The 21,591-nt window shown below is 40.8% G+C and carries 27 protein-coding genes; 5 read left to right on the forward strand and 22 right to left on the reverse strand.

Features of this window, described 5'->3' with window-relative positions; translation table 11 throughout:
- Positions 1 to 34: 34 nt before the first annotated feature.
- The gene (locus tag P7J36_RS00940; RefSeq protein WP_408550799.1) at positions 35 to 2,944 is read right to left on the reverse strand and encodes a glycoside hydrolase family 3 C-terminal domain-containing protein; all 2,910 of its coding nucleotides are present in this window, start codon (positions 2,942 to 2,944) and stop codon (positions 35 to 37) included.
- A gap of 240 nt (positions 2,945 to 3,184) precedes the next feature.
- Between P7J36_RS00940 and P7J36_RS00945 the strand changes: the two genes are divergently transcribed.
- Positions 3,185 to 3,898: a LytR/AlgR family response regulator transcription factor gene (locus P7J36_RS00945; RefSeq protein WP_024407731.1), complete on the forward strand. Its 714-nt coding sequence runs from the start codon at positions 3,185 to 3,187 to the stop codon at positions 3,896 to 3,898.
- Entirely contained in the window at positions 3,895 to 5,202 is a 1,308-nt protein-coding gene (locus tag P7J36_RS00950; protein ID WP_408550798.1) for a GHKL domain-containing protein, read from the forward strand. The genes P7J36_RS00945 and P7J36_RS00950 overlap by 4 nt, the downstream gene beginning before the upstream one ends.
- A gap of 38 nt (positions 5,203 to 5,240) precedes the next feature.
- On the opposite strand, the gene P7J36_RS00955 is transcribed toward P7J36_RS00950, so the two are convergent.
- The 21 genes from P7J36_RS00955 to P7J36_RS01055 form a co-directional block, all read right to left on the reverse strand.
- The gene (locus P7J36_RS00955) at positions 5,241 to 6,587 is read right to left on the reverse strand and encodes a metallophosphoesterase (protein ID WP_408550797.1); all 1,347 of its coding nucleotides are present in this window, start codon (positions 6,585 to 6,587) and stop codon (positions 5,241 to 5,243) included.
- 82 nt (positions 6,588 to 6,669) lie between these two features.
- The gene (locus P7J36_RS00960; protein ID WP_408550796.1) at positions 6,670 to 8,184 is read right to left on the reverse strand and encodes a flavocytochrome c; all 1,515 of its coding nucleotides are present in this window, start codon (positions 8,182 to 8,184) and stop codon (positions 6,670 to 6,672) included.
- Between the two features lie 611 nt (positions 8,185 to 8,795).
- Positions 8,796 to 9,200 (reverse strand): type II toxin-antitoxin system HicB family antitoxin, encoded by a 405-nt coding sequence (locus P7J36_RS00965; protein WP_398581538.1) that lies wholly within the window; start codon positions 9,198 to 9,200, stop codon positions 8,796 to 8,798.
- Between the two features lie 51 nt (positions 9,201 to 9,251).
- A complete protein-coding gene (locus P7J36_RS00970) occupies positions 9,252 to 9,440 on the reverse strand; it encodes a type II toxin-antitoxin system HicA family toxin (protein ID WP_318818795.1) in 189 nt (62 codons plus the stop codon).
- Positions 9,441 to 9,640: 200 nt separating this feature from the next.
- Positions 9,641 to 10,042 (reverse strand): DUF1492 domain-containing protein, encoded by a 402-nt coding sequence (locus P7J36_RS00975; protein WP_408550795.1) that lies wholly within the window; start codon positions 10,040 to 10,042, stop codon positions 9,641 to 9,643.
- The gene (locus P7J36_RS00980; protein WP_408550794.1) at positions 10,029 to 10,442 is read right to left on the reverse strand and encodes a hypothetical protein; all 414 of its coding nucleotides are present in this window, start codon (positions 10,440 to 10,442) and stop codon (positions 10,029 to 10,031) included. Before P7J36_RS00980 ends, P7J36_RS00975 begins: the two co-directional genes overlap by 14 nt.
- A gap of 417 nt (positions 10,443 to 10,859) precedes the next feature.
- On the reverse strand, positions 10,860 to 11,363 hold the full coding sequence (locus P7J36_RS00985) for a hypothetical protein (RefSeq protein ID WP_408550793.1): 504 nt from the start codon (positions 11,361 to 11,363) through the stop codon (positions 10,860 to 10,862).
- Positions 11,364 to 11,438: 75 nt separating this feature from the next.
- Positions 11,439 to 11,960, reverse strand: coding sequence for a hypothetical protein (locus tag P7J36_RS00990; RefSeq protein ID WP_408550792.1), 522 nt, complete (start codon positions 11,958 to 11,960; stop codon positions 11,439 to 11,441).
- Between the two features lie 363 nt (positions 11,961 to 12,323).
- A complete protein-coding gene (locus P7J36_RS00995) occupies positions 12,324 to 13,826 on the reverse strand; it encodes a DNA primase family protein (RefSeq protein ID WP_408550791.1) in 1,503 nt (500 codons plus the stop codon).
- Positions 13,827 to 13,845: 19 nt separating this feature from the next.
- Positions 13,846 to 14,697, reverse strand: a complete 852-nt coding sequence (locus tag P7J36_RS01000) for a primase alpha helix C-terminal domain-containing protein (RefSeq protein ID WP_408550790.1) — start codon at positions 14,695 to 14,697, stop codon at positions 13,846 to 13,848.
- A gap of 1 nt (position 14,698) precedes the next feature.
- Positions 14,699 to 14,905 (reverse strand): hypothetical protein, encoded by a 207-nt coding sequence (locus tag P7J36_RS01005; RefSeq protein ID WP_408550789.1) that lies wholly within the window; start codon positions 14,903 to 14,905, stop codon positions 14,699 to 14,701.
- Between the two features lie 51 nt (positions 14,906 to 14,956).
- Positions 14,957 to 15,229, reverse strand: a complete 273-nt coding sequence (locus P7J36_RS01010; RefSeq protein ID WP_408550788.1) for an XRE family transcriptional regulator — start codon at positions 15,227 to 15,229, stop codon at positions 14,957 to 14,959.
- 33 nt (positions 15,230 to 15,262) lie between these two features.
- Positions 15,263 to 15,496 carry a hypothetical protein gene (locus tag P7J36_RS01015; protein WP_408550787.1) on the reverse strand — a complete coding sequence of 78 codons (234 nt, stop codon included), beginning with the start codon at positions 15,494 to 15,496 and terminating at the stop codon, positions 15,263 to 15,265.
- Positions 15,465 to 15,809 (reverse strand): hypothetical protein, encoded by a 345-nt coding sequence (locus P7J36_RS01020; protein ID WP_408550786.1) that lies wholly within the window; start codon positions 15,807 to 15,809, stop codon positions 15,465 to 15,467. The genes P7J36_RS01015 and P7J36_RS01020 overlap by 32 nt, the downstream gene beginning before the upstream one ends.
- Positions 15,793 to 16,014 carry a hypothetical protein gene (locus P7J36_RS01025; protein ID WP_408550785.1) on the reverse strand — a complete coding sequence of 74 codons (222 nt, stop codon included), beginning with the start codon at positions 16,012 to 16,014 and terminating at the stop codon, positions 15,793 to 15,795. Before P7J36_RS01025 ends, P7J36_RS01020 begins: the two co-directional genes overlap by 17 nt.
- 41 nt (positions 16,015 to 16,055) lie before the next feature.
- Positions 16,056 to 16,259: a hypothetical protein gene (locus P7J36_RS01030; RefSeq protein WP_408550784.1), complete on the reverse strand. Its 204-nt coding sequence runs from the start codon at positions 16,257 to 16,259 to the stop codon at positions 16,056 to 16,058.
- Positions 16,247 to 16,648 (reverse strand): hypothetical protein, encoded by a 402-nt coding sequence (locus P7J36_RS01035; protein WP_408550783.1) that lies wholly within the window; start codon positions 16,646 to 16,648, stop codon positions 16,247 to 16,249. The genes P7J36_RS01030 and P7J36_RS01035 overlap by 13 nt, the downstream gene beginning before the upstream one ends.
- 177 nt (positions 16,649 to 16,825) lie before the next feature.
- Complete coding sequence (locus tag P7J36_RS01040; protein ID WP_408550782.1) at positions 16,826 to 16,999, reverse strand: hypothetical protein; 174 nt, start codon at positions 16,997 to 16,999, stop codon at positions 16,826 to 16,828.
- Positions 17,000 to 17,086: 87 nt separating this feature from the next.
- Complete coding sequence (locus P7J36_RS01045) at positions 17,087 to 17,845, reverse strand: Rha family transcriptional regulator (RefSeq protein ID WP_408550781.1); 759 nt, start codon at positions 17,843 to 17,845, stop codon at positions 17,087 to 17,089.
- A gap of 15 nt (positions 17,846 to 17,860) precedes the next feature.
- A complete protein-coding gene (locus P7J36_RS01050) occupies positions 17,861 to 18,058 on the reverse strand; it encodes a helix-turn-helix domain-containing protein (RefSeq protein ID WP_105182163.1) in 198 nt (65 codons plus the stop codon).
- A gap of 15 nt (positions 18,059 to 18,073) precedes the next feature.
- Positions 18,074 to 18,274, reverse strand: a complete 201-nt coding sequence (locus P7J36_RS01055; protein ID WP_105182164.1) for a helix-turn-helix transcriptional regulator — start codon at positions 18,272 to 18,274, stop codon at positions 18,074 to 18,076.
- A gap of 221 nt (positions 18,275 to 18,495) precedes the next feature.
- Between P7J36_RS01055 and P7J36_RS01060 the strand changes: the two genes are divergently transcribed.
- The 3 genes from P7J36_RS01060 (at position 18,496) to P7J36_RS01070 (ending at position 21,573) form a co-directional block, all read left to right on the forward strand.
- Complete coding sequence (locus P7J36_RS01060) at positions 18,496 to 18,987, forward strand: helix-turn-helix domain-containing protein (RefSeq protein ID WP_408550780.1); 492 nt, start codon at positions 18,496 to 18,498, stop codon at positions 18,985 to 18,987.
- A gap of 387 nt (positions 18,988 to 19,374) precedes the next feature.
- On the forward strand, positions 19,375 to 20,229 hold the full coding sequence (gene dinD / locus P7J36_RS01065; protein WP_408550779.1) for a DNA damage-inducible protein D: 855 nt from the start codon (positions 19,375 to 19,377) through the stop codon (positions 20,227 to 20,229).
- Positions 20,230 to 20,406: 177 nt separating this feature from the next.
- The gene (locus P7J36_RS01070; protein ID WP_408550778.1) at positions 20,407 to 21,573 is read left to right on the forward strand and encodes a tyrosine-type recombinase/integrase; all 1,167 of its coding nucleotides are present in this window, start codon (positions 20,407 to 20,409) and stop codon (positions 21,571 to 21,573) included.
- Positions 21,574 to 21,591 lie beyond the last annotated feature (18 nt).

Raw genomic sequence — 21,591 nt, forward strand, 5'->3', positions numbered from 1 at the left:
TGTCTCCTATGCAAGACAAGGGGAGGCCCCCTTGTTATGCTGCGTTTTTTTCTTCTTTTTTCTTACCTGTCAACTTGACAAGACCGAAACCTGTCAAGCCGATGAGGGCAATATTGCTTGCTACCAATACAACAATCCACCATTTAGTTTTTGGTTTGTAGATGTCAAAGGCTGCAGAATGAGCAACGGTGTACAAGATATTTTTGCTTGCCTGACGAAGTGCTGCAACCCCTTCTTCAGTACCAGTTGAAATGGCTGTTGGAAGGTCACCCATAGGTGTCAACATGAGGTCGCCACCGTTGCGGATAGCCTGGTCTGGACTCATATAGTCTTGACCGTCAAAGTCTGTGATCACCATTCCCTTGAAGCCCCACTCGTCACGAAGGACAGTATTCAAGAGGTCGCCGTTACCACCTGCCCAGAGGGTACCGATACGGTTAAAGGATGACATAATAGCAGTCGCTCCACCTTCTTTGACAGGGATTTCAAAGGCTTTCAGATAGATTTCACGCATGGCTTGTTCGTTAGACCAAGTCGCCACACCTTCACGGTTATCTTCTTGGTCATTGAAGGCAAAGTGTTTGGTAAAGGTATAGACACCATTTTCAAGAGCTTTTGCTACCAGTGAGCTTGCCATTTTACCTGAAATCAGTGGGTCTTCTGAATAGTACTCGAAGTTACGACCTGAGAATGGTGAACGGTGGATGTTCACAGCTGGTGCATACAGACCAACGATACCGTGTGCCAATGCCTCTTTGGCAAAAGCATCGCCCATTTCTTCAGCCAAGTCGGTATTCCACGTAGAAGCAACAACGACTTCTGAGTTATATTGAACGCCTTTGATACCTTGGAAGATACCGTTGATACCGGCAGGGCCGTCCAAGTCAACAACAGCTGGTTTATCAATTGATTTGACTGCTCCTGTTGCATAACCTCCATAACCAATCAAATTGACCATTTCATCAACAGACATTTGAGCAACGAGTTGTTCCCAACGCTCGTCATCATAATCTGCACCAATCAAATCAACCAAACGAAGTCCGTTATCTTCTGTTGTCACCGTATCAATCGGTGTTTCTGAAGATTCGTCAATACGGAAGTTTGAATTATTGATTTCTGTAGCAATTTGCTTGCTAGCTTCTTTGTCTTTTGTACGTTCAGTTGGCAAAGTACCTGCCCAATCCGCACGAGTTACATACTTGAAATCACCTACAGCATATTCAAAGGCATTGGTTACTTCAGCCTTATCAGATGAACGTTGCGTCAAGACTTCCTTGCTGTCAACTGCATAGGTTTCTGAATCCAATACATCATGAGCATTATTCATGAGTTTGATTTGGTAGTCGCCTTTCTCTAAAACGTAGGCTTTTTCAGTCTTTTCATCGTAAGATGCCATGTCATCACGGTCGAAGGAAATTGTCATTTCTTCACTTTGTCCTGGTTCAAGTACATCTGTCTTGTCAAATCCAGCCAAGACAACATGAGATTTTTCAATACCTCCTTCGGTATATGGAGCAGTGTAATAAACTTGTGCAACTTCTTTACCAGCTACATCACCAGTGTTGGTTACCTTGACATTGACCTCAATCTTATCACCATTCTCTTTCATACTGGTGATTTCTTGGTCAAATGTTGTATAGCTCAAACCGTAGCCAAATGGATATTGCACAGTTGCATCGTAGGCTGCCTCATCTACTTGACCAGTCGCATTGTCAACAAAGCGGGTTTCATAGTAACGATAGCCTAGATAGATACCTTCTTGGTAGTTGACAAATTTGTAGTTAAAGGTCTGAGGTTCTTTTGCTCCCCATGGAGTTTTCTCATAAGTAATATTGGTATAAGAGAAGTCCCCTGTATTCCAGTAGGTCGGGTTGGTTTCCAAGTCATAGGCATAGGTATCGACCAAGCGACCAGACGGGTTGACATCTCCTGCCAAGATATTAGCTACACCGTTCAAACCAGTTGAACCAGGTCCGCCAATCCAGAGAGCCGCATCGACACCTGCCTCTTCCAAGAAACCAAGTTCCATCGCATTTGAAGAGTTGACCAAGACAACAACCTTGTCAAAGTTTTCGGTTACAGTTTTCAACATAGCTTTTTCAACTTCTTGAAGTTCAAGATAGTGCTTGTCCTTGTCTCCTTGTTGGTATTCTGCCATATTTTGTGGAAGGTCTGCCCCCTCACCTCCGTTACGAGAAATAACTACTAAAGCTGTGTCTGAGAAATTCTTCGCATTTGTTAGCAATTCATCTGTGTATTTGTCTTGAGTTGGCTCATAGATATTGTAATCTCCACCATTGAGAGAGAAGATGTTGGTACCTTCTTTTTCTGGGAGGTTTTCTGTATAGAAATCGGTCAATTCACTGTTGACTTCAAAACCAGCATTTTCAAGACCTTGTTGCAGATTGACGTTTTTGGACTCATCTGCAGCACCTGAACCAGATCCTCCGTAAGTAATGGCTACAGAAGAAATACCAAAGACATTGACCTTAGATGATTTTTCAAGCGGTAGGGTCTGATTTTTGTTTTCAAGCAAGACAGTGCCTTCTTCTTGAATAGTTGTTACCAAAGATTTAGAAACCTCTTCTGCCTCAGCTATTTTTGTCTCATCTGCATAAGATGGCGCAAAATAGGTGTCGATTACATTGACAAACATATTGACAGCATAGTTGGCACCAATGATTATTACACCTAATAATGCCAAAAGTGAAGTAAAGATCTTTGATTTTTTGGAAACAAATGCCTTATTCTTCACACCTTTATAAATATAGTATGCGAATAAAGCTACGACTGCTAAACTAGCACATATTAAAACAATCTTTGCAATCCCTGCTGCATCCCATGCTTGATAGGAACTAGCATAATCTTCCGCAAATACCGTTACTCCGACATTTCCTATCAGAGTAACTAAACTTGCTAAACCAAGTTTTTTCCAAGCCTTCATAAGACTTCCTCCTAAACGTTTCGGCTTTCATGTAAGCCTTTTCTTTTTCTTGAGTCCACTATATCAATTAACATACTTAATGAAAACCCTTTCTTCATAATCTGTCATTTAACCTTCATAATTTGTAAATTGAGAAAAATAATCCTACTCTTGCTATTTTATCATTTGATTTTTCTAAAATATAGCTAACAATTTCATTTTAATTCTGATATACTGATAGAAAATAAAAGGGAGTACTTTATGAAAATCGCGATTGTAGAAGATCAAAAAATCGAGCAAGAAAGATTGTCCAACTACATCAAAACCTACTGCCAAAAAGCTGGGATTGCAGTGGAAATCAGCTGTTTTAATGACGGTCTCCATATCACTAGTGACTATCAAAAACAATTTGACCTGATTTACCTAGATGTCGAGATGGAGATTATGGACGGGATGACCACCGCTCAAAAGATTCGATCTGTGGATAAAGATGTTCTCATCGTCTTTGTGACCAATCATTCCCATGTCGCTATTCAGGGTTATTCTGTTGAGGCCATTGATTTTCTTCTCAAACCACTGAGCTCCTTTGTCTTTGAGGAACATTTTAAAAAAATTCTTAGAAAATTACCCGATAGCCAAGAGAAACAAAGTTTGTATATAAAAAGCAAGCAATCCACTGTAAAACTCTATCAAGAAGATATTGTTTACCTAGAAAGTCAAGGACATCAGGTCCACATCTACACAGTTGACGGTGGCCTAACGATTACCCATAATAGTCTCAAGAATCTCGAAGCCATGTTAGACAGTAAATTGTTTGTACGAGCCCACTCAGCCTATATCATCAATCTATCCCACGTTCAAAAAGTGGAAGGAAGCCTTGTTTACGTCACAAATACAGCCTTGCCGATTAGCCGCCCAAGGAAAAAAGAATTTATGACAGCTCTAACCAACTTCATCGGAGATAGCCTACTATGATCAACTTCCCTGATATTCCACGTTTCTATACTGCTCTAACAGAAAGCTTGGCCTGCCTACTAGTCTGTTCCTCGCTTGTTTTGTCTGAAAAATGGTCACGCAAACAGGTACGCATCCTCCTGATTTTTCTCATACAAATCTTACTTCAACTTGTGGCTGGCAAACTTCCCTTGCTCTTTTGGACTGTGGGAATGGGCATCAATATAGCTTGGATGTTTGTTTCCATTCGATTGCTTGGAGTTATCCACAAGAGGACTAGTCTCTATTTGACAGCAAAAGCCTTTATTATTGCCGAATTAGTAGCCTCCATTACTTGGCATCTCTACTGTTTGACGATTTATCAACAACCTGTGGATAACTTGTGGACACAGGGGTTGTTTCTGTTGATAACTTCTCTACTTTCTTACTGGCTCATCTATCTACAAGATAAAAAGGTTCACTTAGAAGAATTGGATAAATTCATTGAGCAGCGAGATGTGACGGTAGCCGTCTTTACAACCTTATCTATCTTTGTTCTCAGTAATATTGGCTTCATCCTCTCAGGCACGCGCCAATTTCAAGACTCGACCAGCATTTTCATTCTTCGGACAACCGTTAATCTCTCTGGTCTTCTGCTCCTATTCACCCAAGAATCTCAACAATACGATCGCTATTTACGGCAGGAATTGACATCTATCAATAATATGTTTCAACTTCAATACAAGCAATACCAAGCCTATCGTGAAAACAGTGAGATTCTTGACCGTAAGGTCCATGATTTAAAGCATCAACTGGCCATCATTCAGCAAGAATCGGATAAAACAAAAAAGGAGCAATACCTGGAGGAAATGAGCGAGGTGATCCAGACCCTTGACGCCAAGATTGAAACAGGAAATCCCGTTCTAGATACCATTCTCAGCCAAAAAAATTATTACTGTTTGCAAAATGGAATCAACTTTACCTGTATTGTTCAGGGAGAACCCCTCCATTTTATGGATGTAATGGATATTTCAGCTCTGTTTGGAAATGCCATTGACAATGCCATCGAGGCTGTTGAAAAAATAGATAACCCTGAACAACGCTTGATTACTTTAAAGGTTGCCAGCCATCAGCAATTTCTCATCATTCGATTAGACAACTACGATACTTCTTCACTAGACTTATCCACAGGACAACTCCCTGAAACTTCAAAAACAAATAAGGACTACCATGGATTCGGTCTTAAGAGTATGGAGTATGTTGCCAATAAATACGATGGCAGTCTCACACTTAGCAAGGAAGATAATTGGGTGCAACTAAAAATCATTCTCCCCTTACAAGCATAGAAAAATCCCGTTTAAAAGCGGGATTTTCTTTCTATTCATCATTTAGAAACCGTCACTTGCTCCACATCTCGACCTTGACTCCGTTTTATAATCACATCAAGATAATCAGCCAAGAAACTTCTCGGTGATGCTGCTTGCAAGGTCTGATAGGCTTGGCTTGGAAATACCGTCTCATCAAGCCAAGTCTGGTCCAATTTTTCTCCTGAAAAATAAGCACGGTTGGCCGGCATGATAAATTGTGAAATTGCATCTGCTGTCTCGCCATCATACCACCGTTCATCGTTCGACACATTGTGGATCATGATGTCACTGGTATTGTCAAAGACGATTTGTAAGTAGCTTAGGTGATTCTGCAAATTTGGATCACTAGGCTGGTGCTTTTCTGCCCACGAAGCCATATCAAGTTGAGTTTTTTGATAGTGCATGCTTGCATCATCAATGCTCAATTGGCCGATAATTGCTGGATAAATAGAAAATGCACCATTGACCACTTCAGTATAGCTGACTTGTCCCAAGTCTTCTTCAACAATATTCTGAGAATGAGTGTGCCCTGAAAAACCAAATTGAATGCCATATTGATTGAACAAGGTCTTCAAATCGGCAGCATTATCCAAAGTATAGCCTTTTGAGAGCATAGCATGCTGTTGCAAGACATTGTGATGGACAACAGGTATCAAGCTCACTCCAGCTTCCTTGGCTGCCTGAAGTTGTACATCTATCCAATCCAAGGTCTCTTTTTTGATACGTCCATTGGATGGCGGAGCTCCTTTACCGTAGCCATCAGAGTAGATGTTACTGTCTAGCATCAGAAACCAAGCATTGGAAAATGGCTTGGCCAGATAGCTCAATGAGGCTTGATCACGACTGCTGGCTTGTTGATAGCCATGATTGTCAAATATATCTGAAAATTGCTGAGCGGTGACCTGATCCGTCACTATCTGCTGATCCCCCTTAAAGACCCTAGCCCAGCCACTGGCAATATCATGGTTGCCAGGAATGACCAAAACCGCCGTTCCTTTTTCTTCAATCTGAGTAAAATACTGCGCCAACTCAACCATGCTCTGCTTTTCACCATTGAGAGTCAAATCCCCACTGACTAGTAATAAGGACGGTTGCTCACGCTCAACCTGCTCAACCAAGGCCTCCATCCGCTCTTTTCCATAACGTAAATCCTTGCCAGCAGCTGTTTTTTCGATATAGGAAAAAGCCTCTCCATCATCAAATAAATCCTGTGACAAATAATGCAAATCTGTGATAATCCAAATTTTATCTTGGTCTCTTAATTCAGCCTCGACATAGGATTGCTGATGCTGATTAGCAATAGCAGACCAAGTCAAAACAGTAACTACAATAGCTCCTAACAATAATACTATTTTCTTCTTCATACCTTAAAAGTATATCATCTTAGATGAATGGCGACAATACAAAAAGAGGAGTTAGACTGTGGCCAACCCCTCATATAAAAATTTATTTTTTGGCAAATCCAGCTGCCTGTTCACCAGCCTGACGACCAAATACGATGATGTCTGCTACAGCATTACCACCAATACGGTTTTGACCATGAACACCACCAGTTACTTCACCAGCAGCATAGAGACCAGAAATTGCTGAACCATCTGTTTTCAATACTTCAGTATTGGTATTGATTTTCACACCACCCATTGTATGGTGAACACCTGGTGCAACTTTAATCGCGTGGTAAGAACCAGTATTCAAAGCATGGTCCATACCTGATGTACGACCAAATGCCGCATCATTCTTATCTGCTACAGCCTTGTTCCAAGTATCAAGTGTTGTTTGAAGTGTATCCGCAGGTAGGTCAATTTCTTTAGCCAAATCTGCAAGTGTAGCACCCGTTTTTACAAGACCTTTTTCTTCGTATTGAGCAATAGCTTTCACACGATCTTTCAAGGCATCATCAAAGATAACATAAGCATAGTTTGGCTCTAAGCTATTGATAGCCGCAGAAACTTTATCACGAGTTTCCAATTCGTTAACAAAACGCTCACCTTTTGAATTGACAAGGATAGCACCCTCACCACGAACAGCTTCCGTAATCAAGTAAGAAGTTTCTTGCTCAACAGTTGGGTGAATTTGGATTTGTTCCATATCAACAGTCGCAGCACCTTCTGATTCAGCAAGTGCAATACCGTCACCTGTTGAACCTTCTTGGTTAGTAGTGACATAACCTTCAAGTGCTGGATTGAATTTAGCAACCATATCTAAGTCCGCACCGAAACCACCTGTAGCCAATACAACTGCTTTTGCAGAGACTTTCTTAGTTTCACCAGCAATCTTCACTTCAACACCTGTTACAACTCCATCTTTATCTTGAAGTTTTGTAACATCTGCATTTACAAAAATTGGTACTTCACGTTCAACAAGATTGTGGTAAAGACCATTTACTAAGTAGCCACCAACAGCTGAACCATCTGCTGGACGGTGGGTACGTTTCTCACTCATACCACCAGTTGTAGTTAGATTGCTAAGAGTGATCCCCATTCCGTCCAACCAGTCAATTGCACTAGCAGAGTGATCTACAAGATAACGAAGCAATTCAGGATCATTTGTTCCTTTACCACCTTTAAGGGTTTCTTCGTAGAATTTATCGTTTGTATCAGCAATCCCTTCCGCTTCTTGGAATTTAGTCTGTGAAGCATTCATACCAGCTGATGATTTAGCCGTATTACCACCGATAACAGGCATTTTTTCCAATAAAACAACACTAGCACCAGCGTCTTTAGCTGAAATAGCTGCCGACATACCTGCACCACCAGAACCAACGACGATAACATCATAGCTATCTTTCAACTCAGATGGATCTGTATAAACTTTCTCAGATGCACCTGAAACAGCTTCTTCTGAAGAAGATGAAGTTGAAGATGAGGATGTCGCTGTATTCTCAGACTTACCCCCACACGCTACTAAAAATACCACAGCAAGTAGACTCATTAGTAAGCCTAACCAAGCTTTCTTTTTCATGATAAACCTCCAATTTTTATCTGATATTAGCATTATACAAGATTGTGAAATGTTTTTCAATCTGTTTTGCAATATTTTTCACAAACATGATGAAAATATTGTTTAATATTTGAGGTTTAGTATTAGAACCTATATTCACAGTTCAGCACTTCCACCTAGGCTACCTCTCTTGCTATACATTGGAGTATTCTAAGGGGCAGTAAAGTCAAAAAAAGCACTCTAGGATAGAGGCCTAAAGTGCTTAGTATCAAGGCTTTACAGCCTATCTTATTCATTAAAATATTACAACATTTTGTTGTATAGTAACAAACGCTTAACTTTATATGTCTTTAAAGCTCCTAAACCCTTGATATAACAATGTTTTATAAATAATAACCTAACTTTTTAAAGTCTTAGAAACTCCTTAAAAGTTCGCCAAAAGGGGAGCAAAATTGGCTACCAAAGTAGCCCCAAAAATAACCCAAACAGTTCAAAGTTATGAGTTCAGCAGGCAGGACTAGCGTAGTGATCAGCTACGCTTTTTTACTTGCTGATAAGTGTATTATATCATGGAACACGCACCGCCGTCTTGGTTTTTCTTGGTGCGCGTGTGAAAGTATGGAAGACTAGGCCTATACTTGCAATTCCTCGCGGATTGCCTTCTGCAAGAGTTGGCTGAAATTGATTTTATTTTCTTTCCCAACCTCTACCAACCAACTAGGTAGCGTTACCGTCTTGTTCACCACTTTAGAACGTTCCCGCTCTCTTACAAGTTCAGTATCTACTGAAATAGCCTGCAAGATGTCAGCATCGCTAGAAAGCTCACCAGCCAAAGCCTTAAAGCTAGAAGGCTCTGGAAACTCTTTGCCCTCGTCTTCAAACATGATGGTATAGATTTCAAGAACTTCACGGGCGTTATAGATAGCCTCATTCAAGGTATCTGCCTCACTAATTGCCCCTGGAAAGTCTGGGAAAGTGATAGTATATCCACCGTTGTCTGCATCCGCTTCAAAAAGTGCTAGGTAAGTGTATTTCATAATTTGATAGTTAGCCAATGACCACCCGAAAGAGTAGGGGAAGGAGCTCCCCTATTTCTCATTTAGGACTTTAAGAACATTGTTTAGGGTTTTGGGTTTGTAGTCTTTTTGTTTCGGGTTACTGATTAGAATTGTTCGCCCGTCCTCATGCTCCCAAAGTGTGTGCGAACCTTTACCCTTATCTGTCGGGTAGAAGCCTTTAGCCTTTGCTAGCTTCTCAAGTTCTCGCCTTGTGGTCATTAGCTATCTCCTTTCCGTATCTTTAATTATATTATACACTTGTTTAAAACATTTGTCAATATATAACACGCATTATAAACAAATGTTTTTTATTTCTCAAAAAGGGAAAATTATGCACGGAAGAGGCCGGCGTTGTAGAACCCCGAACAAACCCCGCCCCGTTCAAAAAAGATGGGGGGTATTTCCGAACGCTTCCAGTCTTAACTATCCAGGTACTGCAATAACGCTCCACCTCGATACAGTTCAGCAAACTCTTGCAAAGCTTCATTTTTAGCCAAGTAATATGTGCTTTCAGCTATCCCGAGTCGTTGTGCCTGCTCTGTTGTTCGTATCTTGTCGGGCGATATATAACTCATGATAAATATAGCTCGATGTCTTGGTTCAGCTATCGCATTGATAGCTTTCAAAATCTCGTTAACCTCGTTTGGTGCCTCACGTTGCCAGCCGTGTACCCTGCCTTTGTAGTCTTCAGGGTCAAACTCAAACAGCTTTACGGTCCAGTCCTCACTTATCTGTATTTGGTCATGATGTAGGACTGCCACCCTACACCATCTATAAAACTCTTTCAGCTTTCTTTTTGCTAGCTGCTTAACTGATGTCATAATATACCCCAACAAACTCCCCGAAAAGTTTCAAAATGCTCTCTCGTCTACGATATACCGTTTTTCTACTCAAGTTTAATCTGTCCTCTATTTCTTCCCACATTAGTTTCTCTTTATATCTTAGTCGATATATCACAAGCAAGTCACTATAATTCTTATCTTCCAGGAATTTCTCAAGCTCTTGTATAGCGTTTTTTAAGTTCTCCAACCCTTTCAGTACTTGATCATCCGCAAGACGTATAGCAACTGTTTCAACGTGTCTATTTGGTCTGTTGCTCTTGATATTACTCTCAGCGTGTTTTGTTTCAAGCTCTAGCCGTCTTATTCGTATCTGCCTATCAATGTTTTGTTGAGATAGCAACCAATCGTCTAAGGCCTGTAATTGTTGTCTAGTTAACATACGCCCTCCATGTGATATAATAGTTTTAGGTTTTACTCACAGAGTCGGTACAAGCGTGCTGGCTTTTTTTGTGTTTTCTTTGAGTTCAATCACGCGCCACCTTGTCTAAACCTTGTCTCTTTTAGACTGCCGAAAATGCCGTATACCTCCCCTAAACCTCCCTGGTCTTTACATATCAAACCTAGCCTAAACCTAATCATTTTCATCCATCAAATTTTAAGTATTATATAGCGTTCGGTTATTCGTCGTTTTGAAAAAATCAAAAAACGTTCCGTATTTTGCGCTTAGGGGTGCAACTTATAACCTCGTAAACACTTGATAGTAGTAGCCTTTTTAGCTCCCAACCGTTCCGCCATTATTTGTTTTGTAAAGCGAACGTTTGTAGTATTTGTCCGTTTTGGAAATTGCCAAAGTACTTCACCTAGATAACCCTCTCAACCAATAGCTATCCCCTTTTCTAACATAGTTCAAAAACCTTTGATAATGTTTATAATATCTATCACGTTTCATTCTTTTGGGGCGACTGGGGAAGTTATCAAACATATATCCACCACGTTCAGGGGTCCACCCTGGTTGGACCTTCCTAGCCTCCCTTAGTGCACGTTCCCAATAATACTGACAATCTGTCTTACTGCGGTTTAATGTCTGCGTATGGATCTGCTGACACGTCCCGCAACTAAAATACAGATACCGCTTATAGAGTTTTCTGCACCGCCTACCACAATCAGGGCAAAGAAAGAAATACCTATAACCGCCTTTTGTCCCTGGTATTCTGGCCAATTCAAAGCTATCTCTACCCATAACAATAAAAAAGTTGTCTAAGTCAATAGTCAAGGGGTACCCGTCTAATTCAGCCTTTCCCTGAGTTATTCCTTTCTTTTTCATAACTCTGGTAAATATCTCTATATACAATACTTTCATTCAAAAAATACCCCTATACTGTAAAAACCCAAAACTATTGGCTTAACGGCAAAAAGAGGCTGGTGCCTCTCTCTGCTATTTTGAATCTGCATTATAATATGCAAGTCCGCTGTATTCGTTCGCTTCATCTAGTGACTTGAATAACCCTACGCCCTTACCGCCTATCAAGTTCAATGTCATGTAGGCCATTTCACTATCCATTGGAACAGGGTCATCACTTAATAAGCGTTCCGCATAGTCTATCAACTCCAGCTCTAACCTTGCTACCTTCTCCAGTAGGCTGTCAAAGCTCTCTGACTGCTTGAGTTGTTCCACGCGCTCCAGGCGGTACTGATCTTCAATGTCGGTTTCTGCTTCAGGATTGTAGTAGTCCTTGAAACTGTCACAAATTCGCTTGAATACTTCAACAAGTTCAGCATCTGCCACATACTCCACTGATAAGCGGTTCATGTATCCGCCTGCCTTGTCATTGTCATAATAGACTTCAATAGCTGGTTGGTCAAATGTTCCTGTCATATAGCCCATAAGCGCGTGACCTGCAACTTGTGCGGTGTCAAAGTCTTTGAATGTGTAGTTGAATGCGAATGTGTTTGTCATTGTGTTATTCTCCATTTCTTATTTTAAGGTAATTTATGTAAAATTTTGTAGATTGTTGACTTTGTTGTTGCTTTTGTTGACCTTCTAGGTAACGTGGTTCCGTCTTACTCTCCCAAGGGTTCAGCCTAGTTTGTTACCATGTTGACCTTCTTTTCAACTCCTAGCTCATATATATAAAATATACTGTTTTTTTTATATAGAGAGTTAAAAAGAAGGTAACAACGTCAACATAATAGCGATAAAGCTAGATATACCAAGGGTTTTGAGTGTTGCTCTTCTCTGAAACTAGGTCAACAAGAAGGTCAACAAATTTTCTAGAAACTCAGTAATATCAAGGGTTTTCAGCTAAAAAGAAGGTCAACATTATTCTTCTTTGGTTATCGCATGGTTAACATGTCCAAGCTTTTTCCGCTCGAATTCAAAAGGGTCTAACTTATCATAATCTTCCAGTTTTACCCTTGCCTTTTTAAGTTGATACCTATTCGGCGTTAACTGTTGTAGATGTCTAATTGTCTCTTTACCAGCTCCGTAAACATTCGGCTTAGGTATGCCCATATCTTCTGCGTAGTGCTTTAGTGACCTAGTAACAATAAAAACGGGTACAACCTCCAGTTCATGCCAACCTTTTTCCATATACTCGTTTTTGACCCATGAAAGTAAGTAATCGTTGTCCTCCTGGTATTCTTCCAGCAAGCCTTTGACCGCCTGCGGTTCGATAAAGTGTGTAAATGGCTTTTGGTTGATTGCCTTATATAGCGCATACTCTAGTACATTCTTATCAGCTAGAAACTCGTTTTTGATCCAAGGTTTTTCCCTCTCCCCATTGAAGTCAGCATTAAAGGGTACAATCATAATTCTACGGTACCAACCTTTGGTTTTGTTTCCACCGTTTGGGATATAGTTTCCCGAAAAGATGTTAAAGAGTTTAAAGGTTGCTTCAAACGCTGGGCGCCCCTTCGGATTAACCAACACGGTGTCACCGCTGGTAATACTCATAAGGTCAGACGGATTCTTTAGGTATTCGTTCGGTGCTTCATCGCCAATATTGCAAACCTTACCTACTAGCGTTTCCAGGTTATGTTTTTCAGCAAACTGGGCGGGCTTCAAGGCCGATATGTTACTTTCTCCTATCAGATTGATAAGGAACCGCTGAAACGTTCCCTTACCGTTGTTGCCGTCTCCGTAGAATATCGCAAACTTGTTCCGTGTGTAGTTGGGGTTGATAGCCTCTAGGATAATTTGCCAAAATAGTGTCACCAGCTCACCATCATTACAGGCGATTGAGTTCAACCAATCATCAAATGTTTTCCCCTCTCTGTCTGTTGGAATATCTTTTGGCGCGTGATAAGCAGTACTGATTTTACTTGTAATCACGTAATCAGGGCTAAATGGTAGTAGTTCCTTAGTTCCCAGGTTTACTATGCCATTCTGTACAGGAATAAGGTCAGCACTCTCCAGTGGTTTCTTTATTTTTGTCAACGTTCTGACCATTAACTTAATCTGGGGCCATTCTCTAGGCTTGATTCTCACGTCAAAAGTTTTACAAAATAGATTGAATAGGTCGTTGCTGGCGGTATAGATACCTTCATCCAGATCATAGATATAGAGTAGGCTATAATCAGGTAGGTTGCTCTTGCTGATGAAGGTAAAGGTTACAATCTCACTCAATATCTTAGCCACTACGAAAGTACCAGGTAGTGCGACAACCTCTTTTGTTTCGCCTGTCCTTTCGTTTATCTTAGTTTCGGTATGCTCTGCCCGCCATTCCTCCCCTGCTTGAAAGATACAGTTTTCCAGTTCCTTCATTGTCTTGGGTGGTTTCTCGTTCTCACGCGCCTCCATGATTTCGCTTTCTAGGCTTTTCAATTCATCTAGTTCTATGGTGCTATCCTCTCTTTCTAAATTCTGCTCTTGCTATGCTGGTGAAAGTGCGGTCCAGCTCCTCAATCGGTAGCGGTTCGCTAGTCACATTATTAGCTATTTTTGTCAGCTCGTAAGCCGTTTCTAGGTCACAATCCACCCACCGATTAAAGAGTAGCCCGACAAAGCGAGTTAGGGCCACATTGCGCCCTCCCTCGTCACCAAAACCATTGAAAAGCGTATCTATAACCCTCATAGTGATTGAACGCTGTCCGTTAGGTCGTGGAGTGTAAGAAGTGGTTACAGTGCGTTCTTGGGCTGTACGTGGTACTGGATAGTCTAGTCCACGGTTTACAGTTTTCTGATAATCTGCTGGGTCGCCTGTCGTGACTGGTAAGCCTTGCAACTGTGACCATGTTAGACTAGTTATGTCAAACGGCAACCCGATAGTGTCCGCTATCTCTTGGATAACCTGCTTATAGGTCGCCTCGGTCATGTTTCCGCTAGGCTTCACTACAAGCCTGTAACGGGGCTTTTTAGCCGTGTGTTTGATAGTCGGGTAAATGATGTAGGAATACTCAGAAAGTCGCTCAGAAACGATTCTGGGAAAGTCTACGCTCGCTTCTAGCTCGTCATAGTCCAAAAAAATCAAATCACGATAGATTAAACTGTCGTTGTTGCGCCTGCATGTACCTGTTTTTTCTGCTCTTATTTTTCCGCTGATGCAGTAGGGGGCTAGTGTGCGTTTGTATTCGTCAATATCTGCGCCATTGGGGACCATCAAGGGGGTGAATTGTGCGATATACTCAAATGGTTCTAGCTTTTCATAAGGATAGACTAGGTTACTCTGAAATCCTCTGGCTTGATAAATAACCATGTCATCGCTCTCTTTCTAATTGCTCTACCCGTTCTTCTAGTGCCTCAATGCGCTCTTGTAGTTCTGCGACAAGATTTTCAAGCTCTCCAGTATAAAAATCACTACCCATATTACTTCCTCCGTTTCTTTCTAAGTTTATTGGCCAACCGCCGTTGTTCTTGATCATTAGTACCAGGAAGGCGATCTTTTTCTTTTGAATTACGTACATTCTTCATTTTCCAGTTGCCCTTACTCGTAGCTGGGTGCGTATTGTATTTACTCATTTCTCCACCCCCAAAAATATCAGAATATCACTGACCCGATAAAAGATTTTCCTAGTGTCCTCTATTGGCGGTTGGTATCGTCTCAGCCCGTTGTCTTCCCAACGCTTCAGGGTCTTATTTTTTATGCCTAGCTCATCCTTCAACTGTTCGGCGGTCATTAGTCCAAGTGTCCTTGGTTTGACTTTCTCACGCGCATCCAGGTACTTTCCAACCATATCCAGCAAGCCATGAGTTAGATCCTGCTCGCTCTCTCTGCTTAGGCTAAACATCTCTGTACTTCCTCCAGTCTTCTAAGTCAGCAGTCAAAAGCGCGTGAATGCGCTTGTGTTCCTGGTCATATTGTCGCTGTAAGGGTACACTCCAGCAAGTCGCTCCGTTTCATTCTGCGGGATATAGTAGCCCCCTAGCTTGTTATCTCGTCCACCACATACTGGAATACCATAATCAACTATAAGCTGACGTATATGCTCCCGAATGGTTCGGATGTCCAAACCTGTCAGACGTTCAATATCTGAAGCGGTGATAGGCAAGTCCATTCCAAGTGGTAACAGCTTGAAAACTTTGTATAGGTGTGGTGGTAGTTGGTTTTCTGTCATCAATAGCCCTCTTTTCTTGTCCTTGGTTAGTAAATGTGATTTGATTTGTTTTCACTCCGTAGATCATATCTCTGTAAAGTTCTTGGGTACGCTTGAGAATAGTATGGATTTCATGTTCTGCTTTTAGTAACTTGGTTACTTTTTTCAGATTATCAAGTTCACGTTGACAACTGCTAATGAAAATTTCTTGGGTAAAATAAGGTCTATCTGGTGCGTTCTCTGGTTTCGGAAAAATGTCAATTGTGTATGTCATGCGTTCCCCCCTTTCGATAATTGTTAGCTAGTTTTGTGTGATCTGTGATGATCTTTCGCAATGCGTGAATGGAAGTATTGACAATAGCAGATGCAATAGCCTGGCTAGGCCCTACAGTTGCAAAATCCAACACTTCCAGTACATCAGTAAGCTGTCCACAAAGCCCCTCATAATCGACTAAAATATCATTTGCTCTATCTTTCATTTTTTACCTTTTTCTTTTATTTTCGTGTTTTGTCTAATTCGTTAATTGTAATATCTGCCCTGTGCTTGAATATAAGCCCCGTAGTTCGCATTTGTCAGCCGTCTGGTATATTTACCCTCTGGCTTTGTTTTAGGATTGTCAGAGGCTCGAAAAGTGCCCAAACCAACGCCAAACCAAAGAACGAAGTTCAGCAGGGTAAATATTGCTAGCAGGGTCAAAGCTGTCTCGATTGTCATTTCTTGCATGTCTTAGCATCCTTTCTGGCCAATTTTTTCATATGCTCAAAATCTTGTAAGGCTAGTTTCAAGTACCACATAGGATTACCTGTCCCTGCATTATCCACATATCCAGCTTTTAAAAGTAGCATCCTAGTGCGTTCGATTCTTGAAACGAAACCATTCAAAGCAAGTTCTATCGCTGTTAAATCACCATATGGAACTCTTACAACATCCTCGTGAAAGTGTTTCAGCATGATGTCGGTTAGATAGTGCAATGTCCATCCTGTGTCATGATCTAGCTGATATACTTTGCTGATAACAACTTCCAGCTCTTCCGATATTGCAGCCTTTACGGGTGCGTATTCATTGCTAGACGCTTCAAAACGGATTATCGTATCTCTGTTACTATCTTTCATGTAGTTCTTACCTCATTTTTTTATTTTGTCTTGCAAATGTGCCCTAGATATGCTATAATCTAGCTATAAAATATTACTAAAGCCCCTCATAGCTTGCCTGCTGATTCGGTATTTTAGTTTTGTAGTTCCATAAAGGCTTTTACCAACATTTCGGTAAGCCTTTTTTTGTTGTTCTCGTTACCTCTCCAACGGCTCTAAGTAGTCAAGAATGCCCGTATAAGTGCTGTCTTCGTGCTTCATGATATCCACGTTGGTCAAAATCCACTCAGGATTATCTGCTAGTAACTCGTTCAAGCTCTCGCATAATTCTTCAATGGTTGGATGTGGGAAAAGATGTGCCTGTTTTGCCATTCTGATAACTCCTTCACTCAAATAATGCTTCTAGTAAGTCCGCTATCTTCTCAGCGGTCTTTTTTAGTATCAAAAATATCAATCCGCCTATGTCGCCACCTCCTCCGTATAGTCCAGCAAGCCAAGAATGCTGAAAAGTGGGGGCTGTGCCTGGTCAACCTCTGACGCTTGGAAATCCTGTGCCGTCGCCTTGACGTATGCAAGTTTCAGCTTATTCTTAACAGCACAATAGTTCACAATTTCCTCAAACCCTGCCAAACCAATCTCCATCACCTTTGGGCGTAACTCACGGATATAACTGCAAGGAATGGACTTTTTGAAACCGTAGTAGCGTAGTAGGCTGTATATACCGACACAATAATAATCTAAGTACATTTCTTCATCTTTGGGCTGAATGATCACCCGACTGCCTGCCAAATAGTGCTTGATATAGGCTAGTAATTGTGCCTGGGTCATTTCCCCGCGGTTCTGTCCCTGTAGCTGTCTCTTCATTTCCTCGAATTGCTCAATATATGCCACCTTGTAAGAAAAAGCACGCTGACCAGTGTAGCCCATCACCAATAAAGTAAAGCCCTTTTGGTTCATGTAATAGACTGGGCGTTCTTGTCCTTTTTTATCTCGGTATGTCTCCAGATAGAAATAGTCTTCAAAATCAACGGAGTCAAAATTGTCTTGGTTAAATTCAACGGGCTCAGATTTTAGCTGGTTAAAATTAGCCGTGTCAAAATACTCTTCAATTTTTCGAATATCCTTTAATATATTCCTGTGTTCTTTCTCAAATACCTCTGCAACAGTTAAACTGTCCACAACCAACTCATCATTTTTTAAAATAATACCTAATTCCATACTTGCCTGCCTTTCTTATTCCTCTGGTGTTAATAGTTCGTCAATCGTCACGCCCAAATAGTTTGCGACTTTTTGAAGTACTGTAATATCTGGATTCTTGGTACGCTCATAATACAATTTTGTCAGCGTACTCTTTGAAATACCTGTAGCCTCTGCAACGTGTGAAACTTTCTCACGGCGTTTGGCTAGCAATACACGCATATTATTCTTCATAGTCTTTGCTCCTTTCTAGCTGTAAAATAGTTCGTCAATAGTGATGTCTGGTTTGATTTCTCGAACCAGATCACGAATGATTAAGCGTTCATGGTCAGTAAATGGGGTCTTGCCTGTTTCTTTGTTGTTGTACGACTGCAAAGAAATACCTAGCTTGTCCGCCATATTCTTCTGGGTCAATCCCAACATGACCCGATAGCCTTTGAGTTTGCTCATGCCGTTCTCCTTTCTTTGAAAAATCCCCCTCCATAGATTGAAAGTGTGAAAGGTTGTGGAGGGGTAAGAATTTATACGTCATTTTTTGACGCAACCAAATCTTGATTATGATTATAACGTCGTTTTATGACGTTGTCAATAGTTTTTTTAAAATTTTTACGCCATTTTTTGACTTTTTTTATTTTGTTAGTTATAATCAACCTTGAAAGGTCGTGAAATTTATGAATAGGTTGAAAGAATTAAGACAAGAAAAAAAGCTATCTCAGAAAGAAATAGCTCTTGAATTACAAGTACCGCTTAGAACTTATCAACGTTGGGAAAACGGAGAAAGCCAAATCAAACCAGACAAAGCCCAAGCACTCGCTGACCATTTTGGTGTAAGTGTTGGTTATCTGTTGGGGTATAGTGTAACTTCTGATAATCCAAAGGAGGTAGCCGATTCTGTTGGAAAAAAATTATATACAACAAAAAACGGCGCAACTTTGAGTTTTGCCATGGATTATCTATATGAATTGTTAGGGGATAAAGCTGATTTTGTGATAAGCAAGACAGATTCTGTGCCTCTGGTCGCTTTTTCTGAATTCGTGTACACTTTTAAAAAATATGACACCAAGGATGATATTTCTCAAATATACAAAATCCTTTGTCTTGATGACCAAGAAAAAGAAATTGTATTAAACTTAATTGATTCTTTATTTAAAAAATCGCCTTAACCACACCCCGCGCCTAGAAGCCTTCTCACCACATCCAAACACTCCTCAGGTATATTTACCCTACCACAATATTCCACGCTCTCAGGGCGTTCTAGTGGGCTGTGTGGGCCTTACTGTTAGTAATGTCCTTGCTGAAATCTTTCCACCATTTTAAAAAAGTCCGCATTAAAAAGTCAGGTTTTATCAGTTGTCGGAAAGTCGGATTTTGTCGGAAGCTGGAAAACTCAACTTTTCTCAATAGCTGAAAAAAAGTCAGGTTTTGTCAAGCTGTATATTTTAGCAACCATAGCAAACTATAGCATCTATATCGGATTTATGTTGGTTTTTGTTGGTTGTCGGCGCGTGATTACTAAACTACTAAATTTTATTATCTGAGAAAGGAAGACGATGAACGATTTACAACGTTATGATGAACTCGCATTTGAAAACATAAAGCATACAGACGAAGACGGGGTAGAATATTGGTATGCCCGTGAATTACAAACCGTTTTAGAGTATGCAAAATGGGACAATTTTTTAAATGTCATTGAACGGGCTAAAATAGCTTGTGAAAACACTGGAAACCCCGTCGCTATGAATTTTCCCGAGGTCAGCAAAATTGTACAGCTCCCTCTAGGAGATAGGGAAATTAAAGATTATAAACTATCTCGCTATGCCTGCTATTTGATTGTCCAAAATGGTGACCCTAGAAAAGAAGTCATTGCATTGGGCCAATCATATTTTGCTATTAAAACCCGTCAGCAAGAGCTAGCTGATAATTTCAACAAACTCGATGAAGAGCACAAACGTTTAGCAATTCGCCAAGAGATGAAGGAACACAATAAATCATTAGCTGAAGCTGCTAAAATGTCGGGTGTCACTAACTACGGAAAGTTTCAGAATTTTGGATATAAAGGTCTCTATGGTGGAATGTCTATGCAAGATATTCATGATAGAAAAGAACTAGAAAAGGGACAAAGTATTCTTGATTATATGGGTAGCGCTGAATTGGCTGCAAACTTATTCCGCGCTACTCAAACTGATGAAGTGTTAAGAAATCGGCAGATATACGACGAAAATCTAGCTAACGACACACACTTTAACGTAGGTAGAACAATCAGAAAAACTATGCAGGAACTAGGCACAACTATGCCAGAAAATCTTCCTACACCTCAAGAAAGTATCCAAGATTTAAAAAGGAAGCATAAACAACTAGATAAACAACCGGACGAAAATCAACTTTCACTTTTTGATGATATGTGATAAACACCATATAAAGCCCATATTCGCATTTTCTTATTGACTGGTATATTTACCCTCCCCACCCAAAACAAACGAAAATAGGGCTATTCTCGTAAGCCCTAGCATGATATAAACAAACTTAATCTAAAATCTTTTTAATAACAGCCTGCCTGCTGATGTTTAGAAAGGTTTATGATCATGAAAATAATTGAAGTACAAAAGAAAAACGGTACTACCGTGTACCGTGCTAATGTCTATCTAGGAGTTGACCAGGTAACGGGTAAGAAAGTAAAGACCAAAGTAACGGGTAGAACACATAAGGAGGTTAAGCAGAAAGCCCAACAAGAAAAAATAGCCTTCCAGCAAGACGGATTTACCAGGTTTCAAGCTACGTCAATAGCAAGTTATCAGGAACTATCTAGCCTATGGTGGGAAAGCTATAAGCATACTGTCAAGCCCAACACGCAAGACAACGTTAAGAAGTTACTAGATAACCATGTTTTGCCACTCTTTGGGGTCTATAAGCTCGATAAACTGACTACGCCACTCATTCAAAGCATAGTTAACAAACTGGCTGACAAGACCAACAAGGGGGAGCCTGGGGCTTATCTGCACTATGATAAAATCCACGCGCTTAATAAGCGTATTTTACAGTATGGCGTGACCATGCAAGCAATATCTTCCAACCCTGCGCGTGATGTCGTCCTACCTCGTAACACCCAAAAAGCTAAGAGAAAAAAGGTCAAGCATTTTGAAAATCAAGACCTAAAAAAGTTTCTAGACTACCTGGGAGGGCTTGACCTAGCCAAGTACAGAAATCTGTATGAAGTCACCCTATACAAGTTCTTGCTGGCCACTGGTTGCCGTATCAATGAATCCCTAGCCCTTAGTTGGTCCGATATTGATCTGGAGAATGCAACTATTAGCATTACCAAGACACTAAACCACCTTAGGCAAATCAATAGCCCAAAATCAAAAGCAAGCTATCGGGATATAGACATAGACCATGCAACCATTGCCATGCTGAAGGCTTACCAGCTTAGACAAATTCAGGAAGCCTGGAAGTTAGGACAGACTGAAACGGTTGTATTTTCGGACTTTATCCATGACTACCCCAATAATAAAACTCTGGCCACACGGCTGAGAACTCACTTCAAACGCGCCGGAGTATCTAACATTGGTTTTCACGGTTTCCGTCATACTCACGCTAGCTTACTGCTTAACTCTGGAATACCTTACAAGGAACTGCAACACCGTCTAGGTCATTCCACTCTATCCATGACCATGGATATTTATAGCCATCTCTCAAAAGAGAACGCAAAAAAAGCTGTCTCGTTTTACGAAACAGCACTAAAAGCACTCTAGGGGGAGCAAAAAGGGGAG

Origin of the sequence: Streptococcus suis, assembly GCF_046032115.1 — a bacterium.
In the GTDB taxonomy this organism is placed as follows: domain Bacteria; phylum Bacillota; class Bacilli; order Lactobacillales; family Streptococcaceae; genus Streptococcus; species Streptococcus suis_AJ.

Coding starts and splice junctions, on each gene's coding strand:
- P7J36_RS01005 (WP_408550789.1), bottom strand. CDS start 14,905: ATGTACGTAATTCAAAAGAAAAAGATCGCCTTCCTGGTACTAATGATC.
- P7J36_RS01035 (WP_408550783.1), bottom strand. CDS start 16,648: ATGAAAGATAGTAACAGAGATACGATAATCCGTTTTGAAGCGTCTAGC.
- P7J36_RS01055 (WP_105182164.1), bottom strand. CDS start 18,274: ATGAGCAAACTCAAAGGCTATCGGGTCATGTTGGGATTGACCCAGAAG.
- P7J36_RS00950 (WP_408550798.1), top strand. CDS start 3,895: ATGATCAACTTCCCTGATATTCCACGTTTCTATACTGCTCTAACAGAA.
- P7J36_RS01025 (WP_408550785.1), bottom strand. CDS start 16,014: ATGAAAGATAGAGCAAATGATATTTTAGTCGATTATGAGGGGCTTTGT.
- P7J36_RS00965 (WP_398581538.1), bottom strand. CDS start 9,200: ATGAAATACACTTACCTAGCACTTTTTGAAGCGGATGCAGACAACGGT.
- P7J36_RS00955 (WP_408550797.1), bottom strand. CDS start 6,587: ATGAAGAAGAAAATAGTATTATTGTTAGGAGCTATTGTAGTTACTGTT.
- P7J36_RS01045 (WP_408550781.1), bottom strand. CDS start 17,845: ATGGAATTAGGTATTATTTTAAAAAATGATGAGTTGGTTGTGGACAGT.
- P7J36_RS00985 (WP_408550793.1), bottom strand. CDS start 11,363: ATGAAAGTATTGTATATAGAGATATTTACCAGAGTTATGAAAAAGAAA.
- P7J36_RS01060 (WP_408550780.1), top strand. CDS start 18,496: ATGAATAGGTTGAAAGAATTAAGACAAGAAAAAAAGCTATCTCAGAAA.
- P7J36_RS01030 (WP_408550784.1), bottom strand. CDS start 16,259: ATGCAAGAAATGACAATCGAGACAGCTTTGACCCTGCTAGCAATATTT.
- P7J36_RS01070 (WP_408550778.1), top strand. CDS start 20,407: ATGAAAATAATTGAAGTACAAAAGAAAAACGGTACTACCGTGTACCGT.
- P7J36_RS00960 (WP_408550796.1), bottom strand. CDS start 8,184: ATGAAAAAGAAAGCTTGGTTAGGCTTACTAATGAGTCTACTTGCTGTG.
- P7J36_RS01050 (WP_105182163.1), bottom strand. CDS start 18,058: ATGAAGAATAATATGCGTGTATTGCTAGCCAAACGCCGTGAGAAAGTT.
- P7J36_RS00990 (WP_408550792.1), bottom strand. CDS start 11,960: ATGACAAACACATTCGCATTCAACTACACATTCAAAGACTTTGACACC.
- P7J36_RS01010 (WP_408550788.1), bottom strand. CDS start 15,229: ATGTTTAGCCTAAGCAGAGAGAGCGAGCAGGATCTAACTCATGGCTTG.
- P7J36_RS00970 (WP_318818795.1), bottom strand. CDS start 9,440: ATGACCACAAGGCGAGAACTTGAGAAGCTAGCAAAGGCTAAAGGCTTC.
- P7J36_RS00940 (WP_408550799.1), bottom strand. CDS start 2,944: ATGAAGGCTTGGAAAAAACTTGGTTTAGCAAGTTTAGTTACTCTGATA.
- P7J36_RS00975 (WP_408550795.1), bottom strand. CDS start 10,042: ATGACATCAGTTAAGCAGCTAGCAAAAAGAAAGCTGAAAGAGTTTTAT.
- P7J36_RS01020 (WP_408550786.1), bottom strand. CDS start 15,809: ATGACATACACAATTGACATTTTTCCGAAACCAGAGAACGCACCAGAT.
- P7J36_RS01015 (WP_408550787.1), bottom strand. CDS start 15,496: ATGGACTTGCCTATCACCGCTTCAGATATTGAACGTCTGACAGGTTTG.
- P7J36_RS01000 (WP_408550790.1), bottom strand. CDS start 14,697: ATGGTTATTTATCAAGCCAGAGGATTTCAGAGTAACCTAGTCTATCCT.
- dinD (WP_408550779.1), top strand. CDS start 19,375: ATGAACGATTTACAACGTTATGATGAACTCGCATTTGAAAACATAAAG.
- P7J36_RS00945 (WP_024407731.1), top strand. CDS start 3,185: ATGAAAATCGCGATTGTAGAAGATCAAAAAATCGAGCAAGAAAGATTG.
- P7J36_RS01040 (WP_408550782.1), bottom strand. CDS start 16,999: ATGGCAAAACAGGCACATCTTTTCCCACATCCAACCATTGAAGAATTA.
- P7J36_RS00980 (WP_408550794.1), bottom strand. CDS start 10,442: ATGTTAACTAGACAACAATTACAGGCCTTAGACGATTGGTTGCTATCT.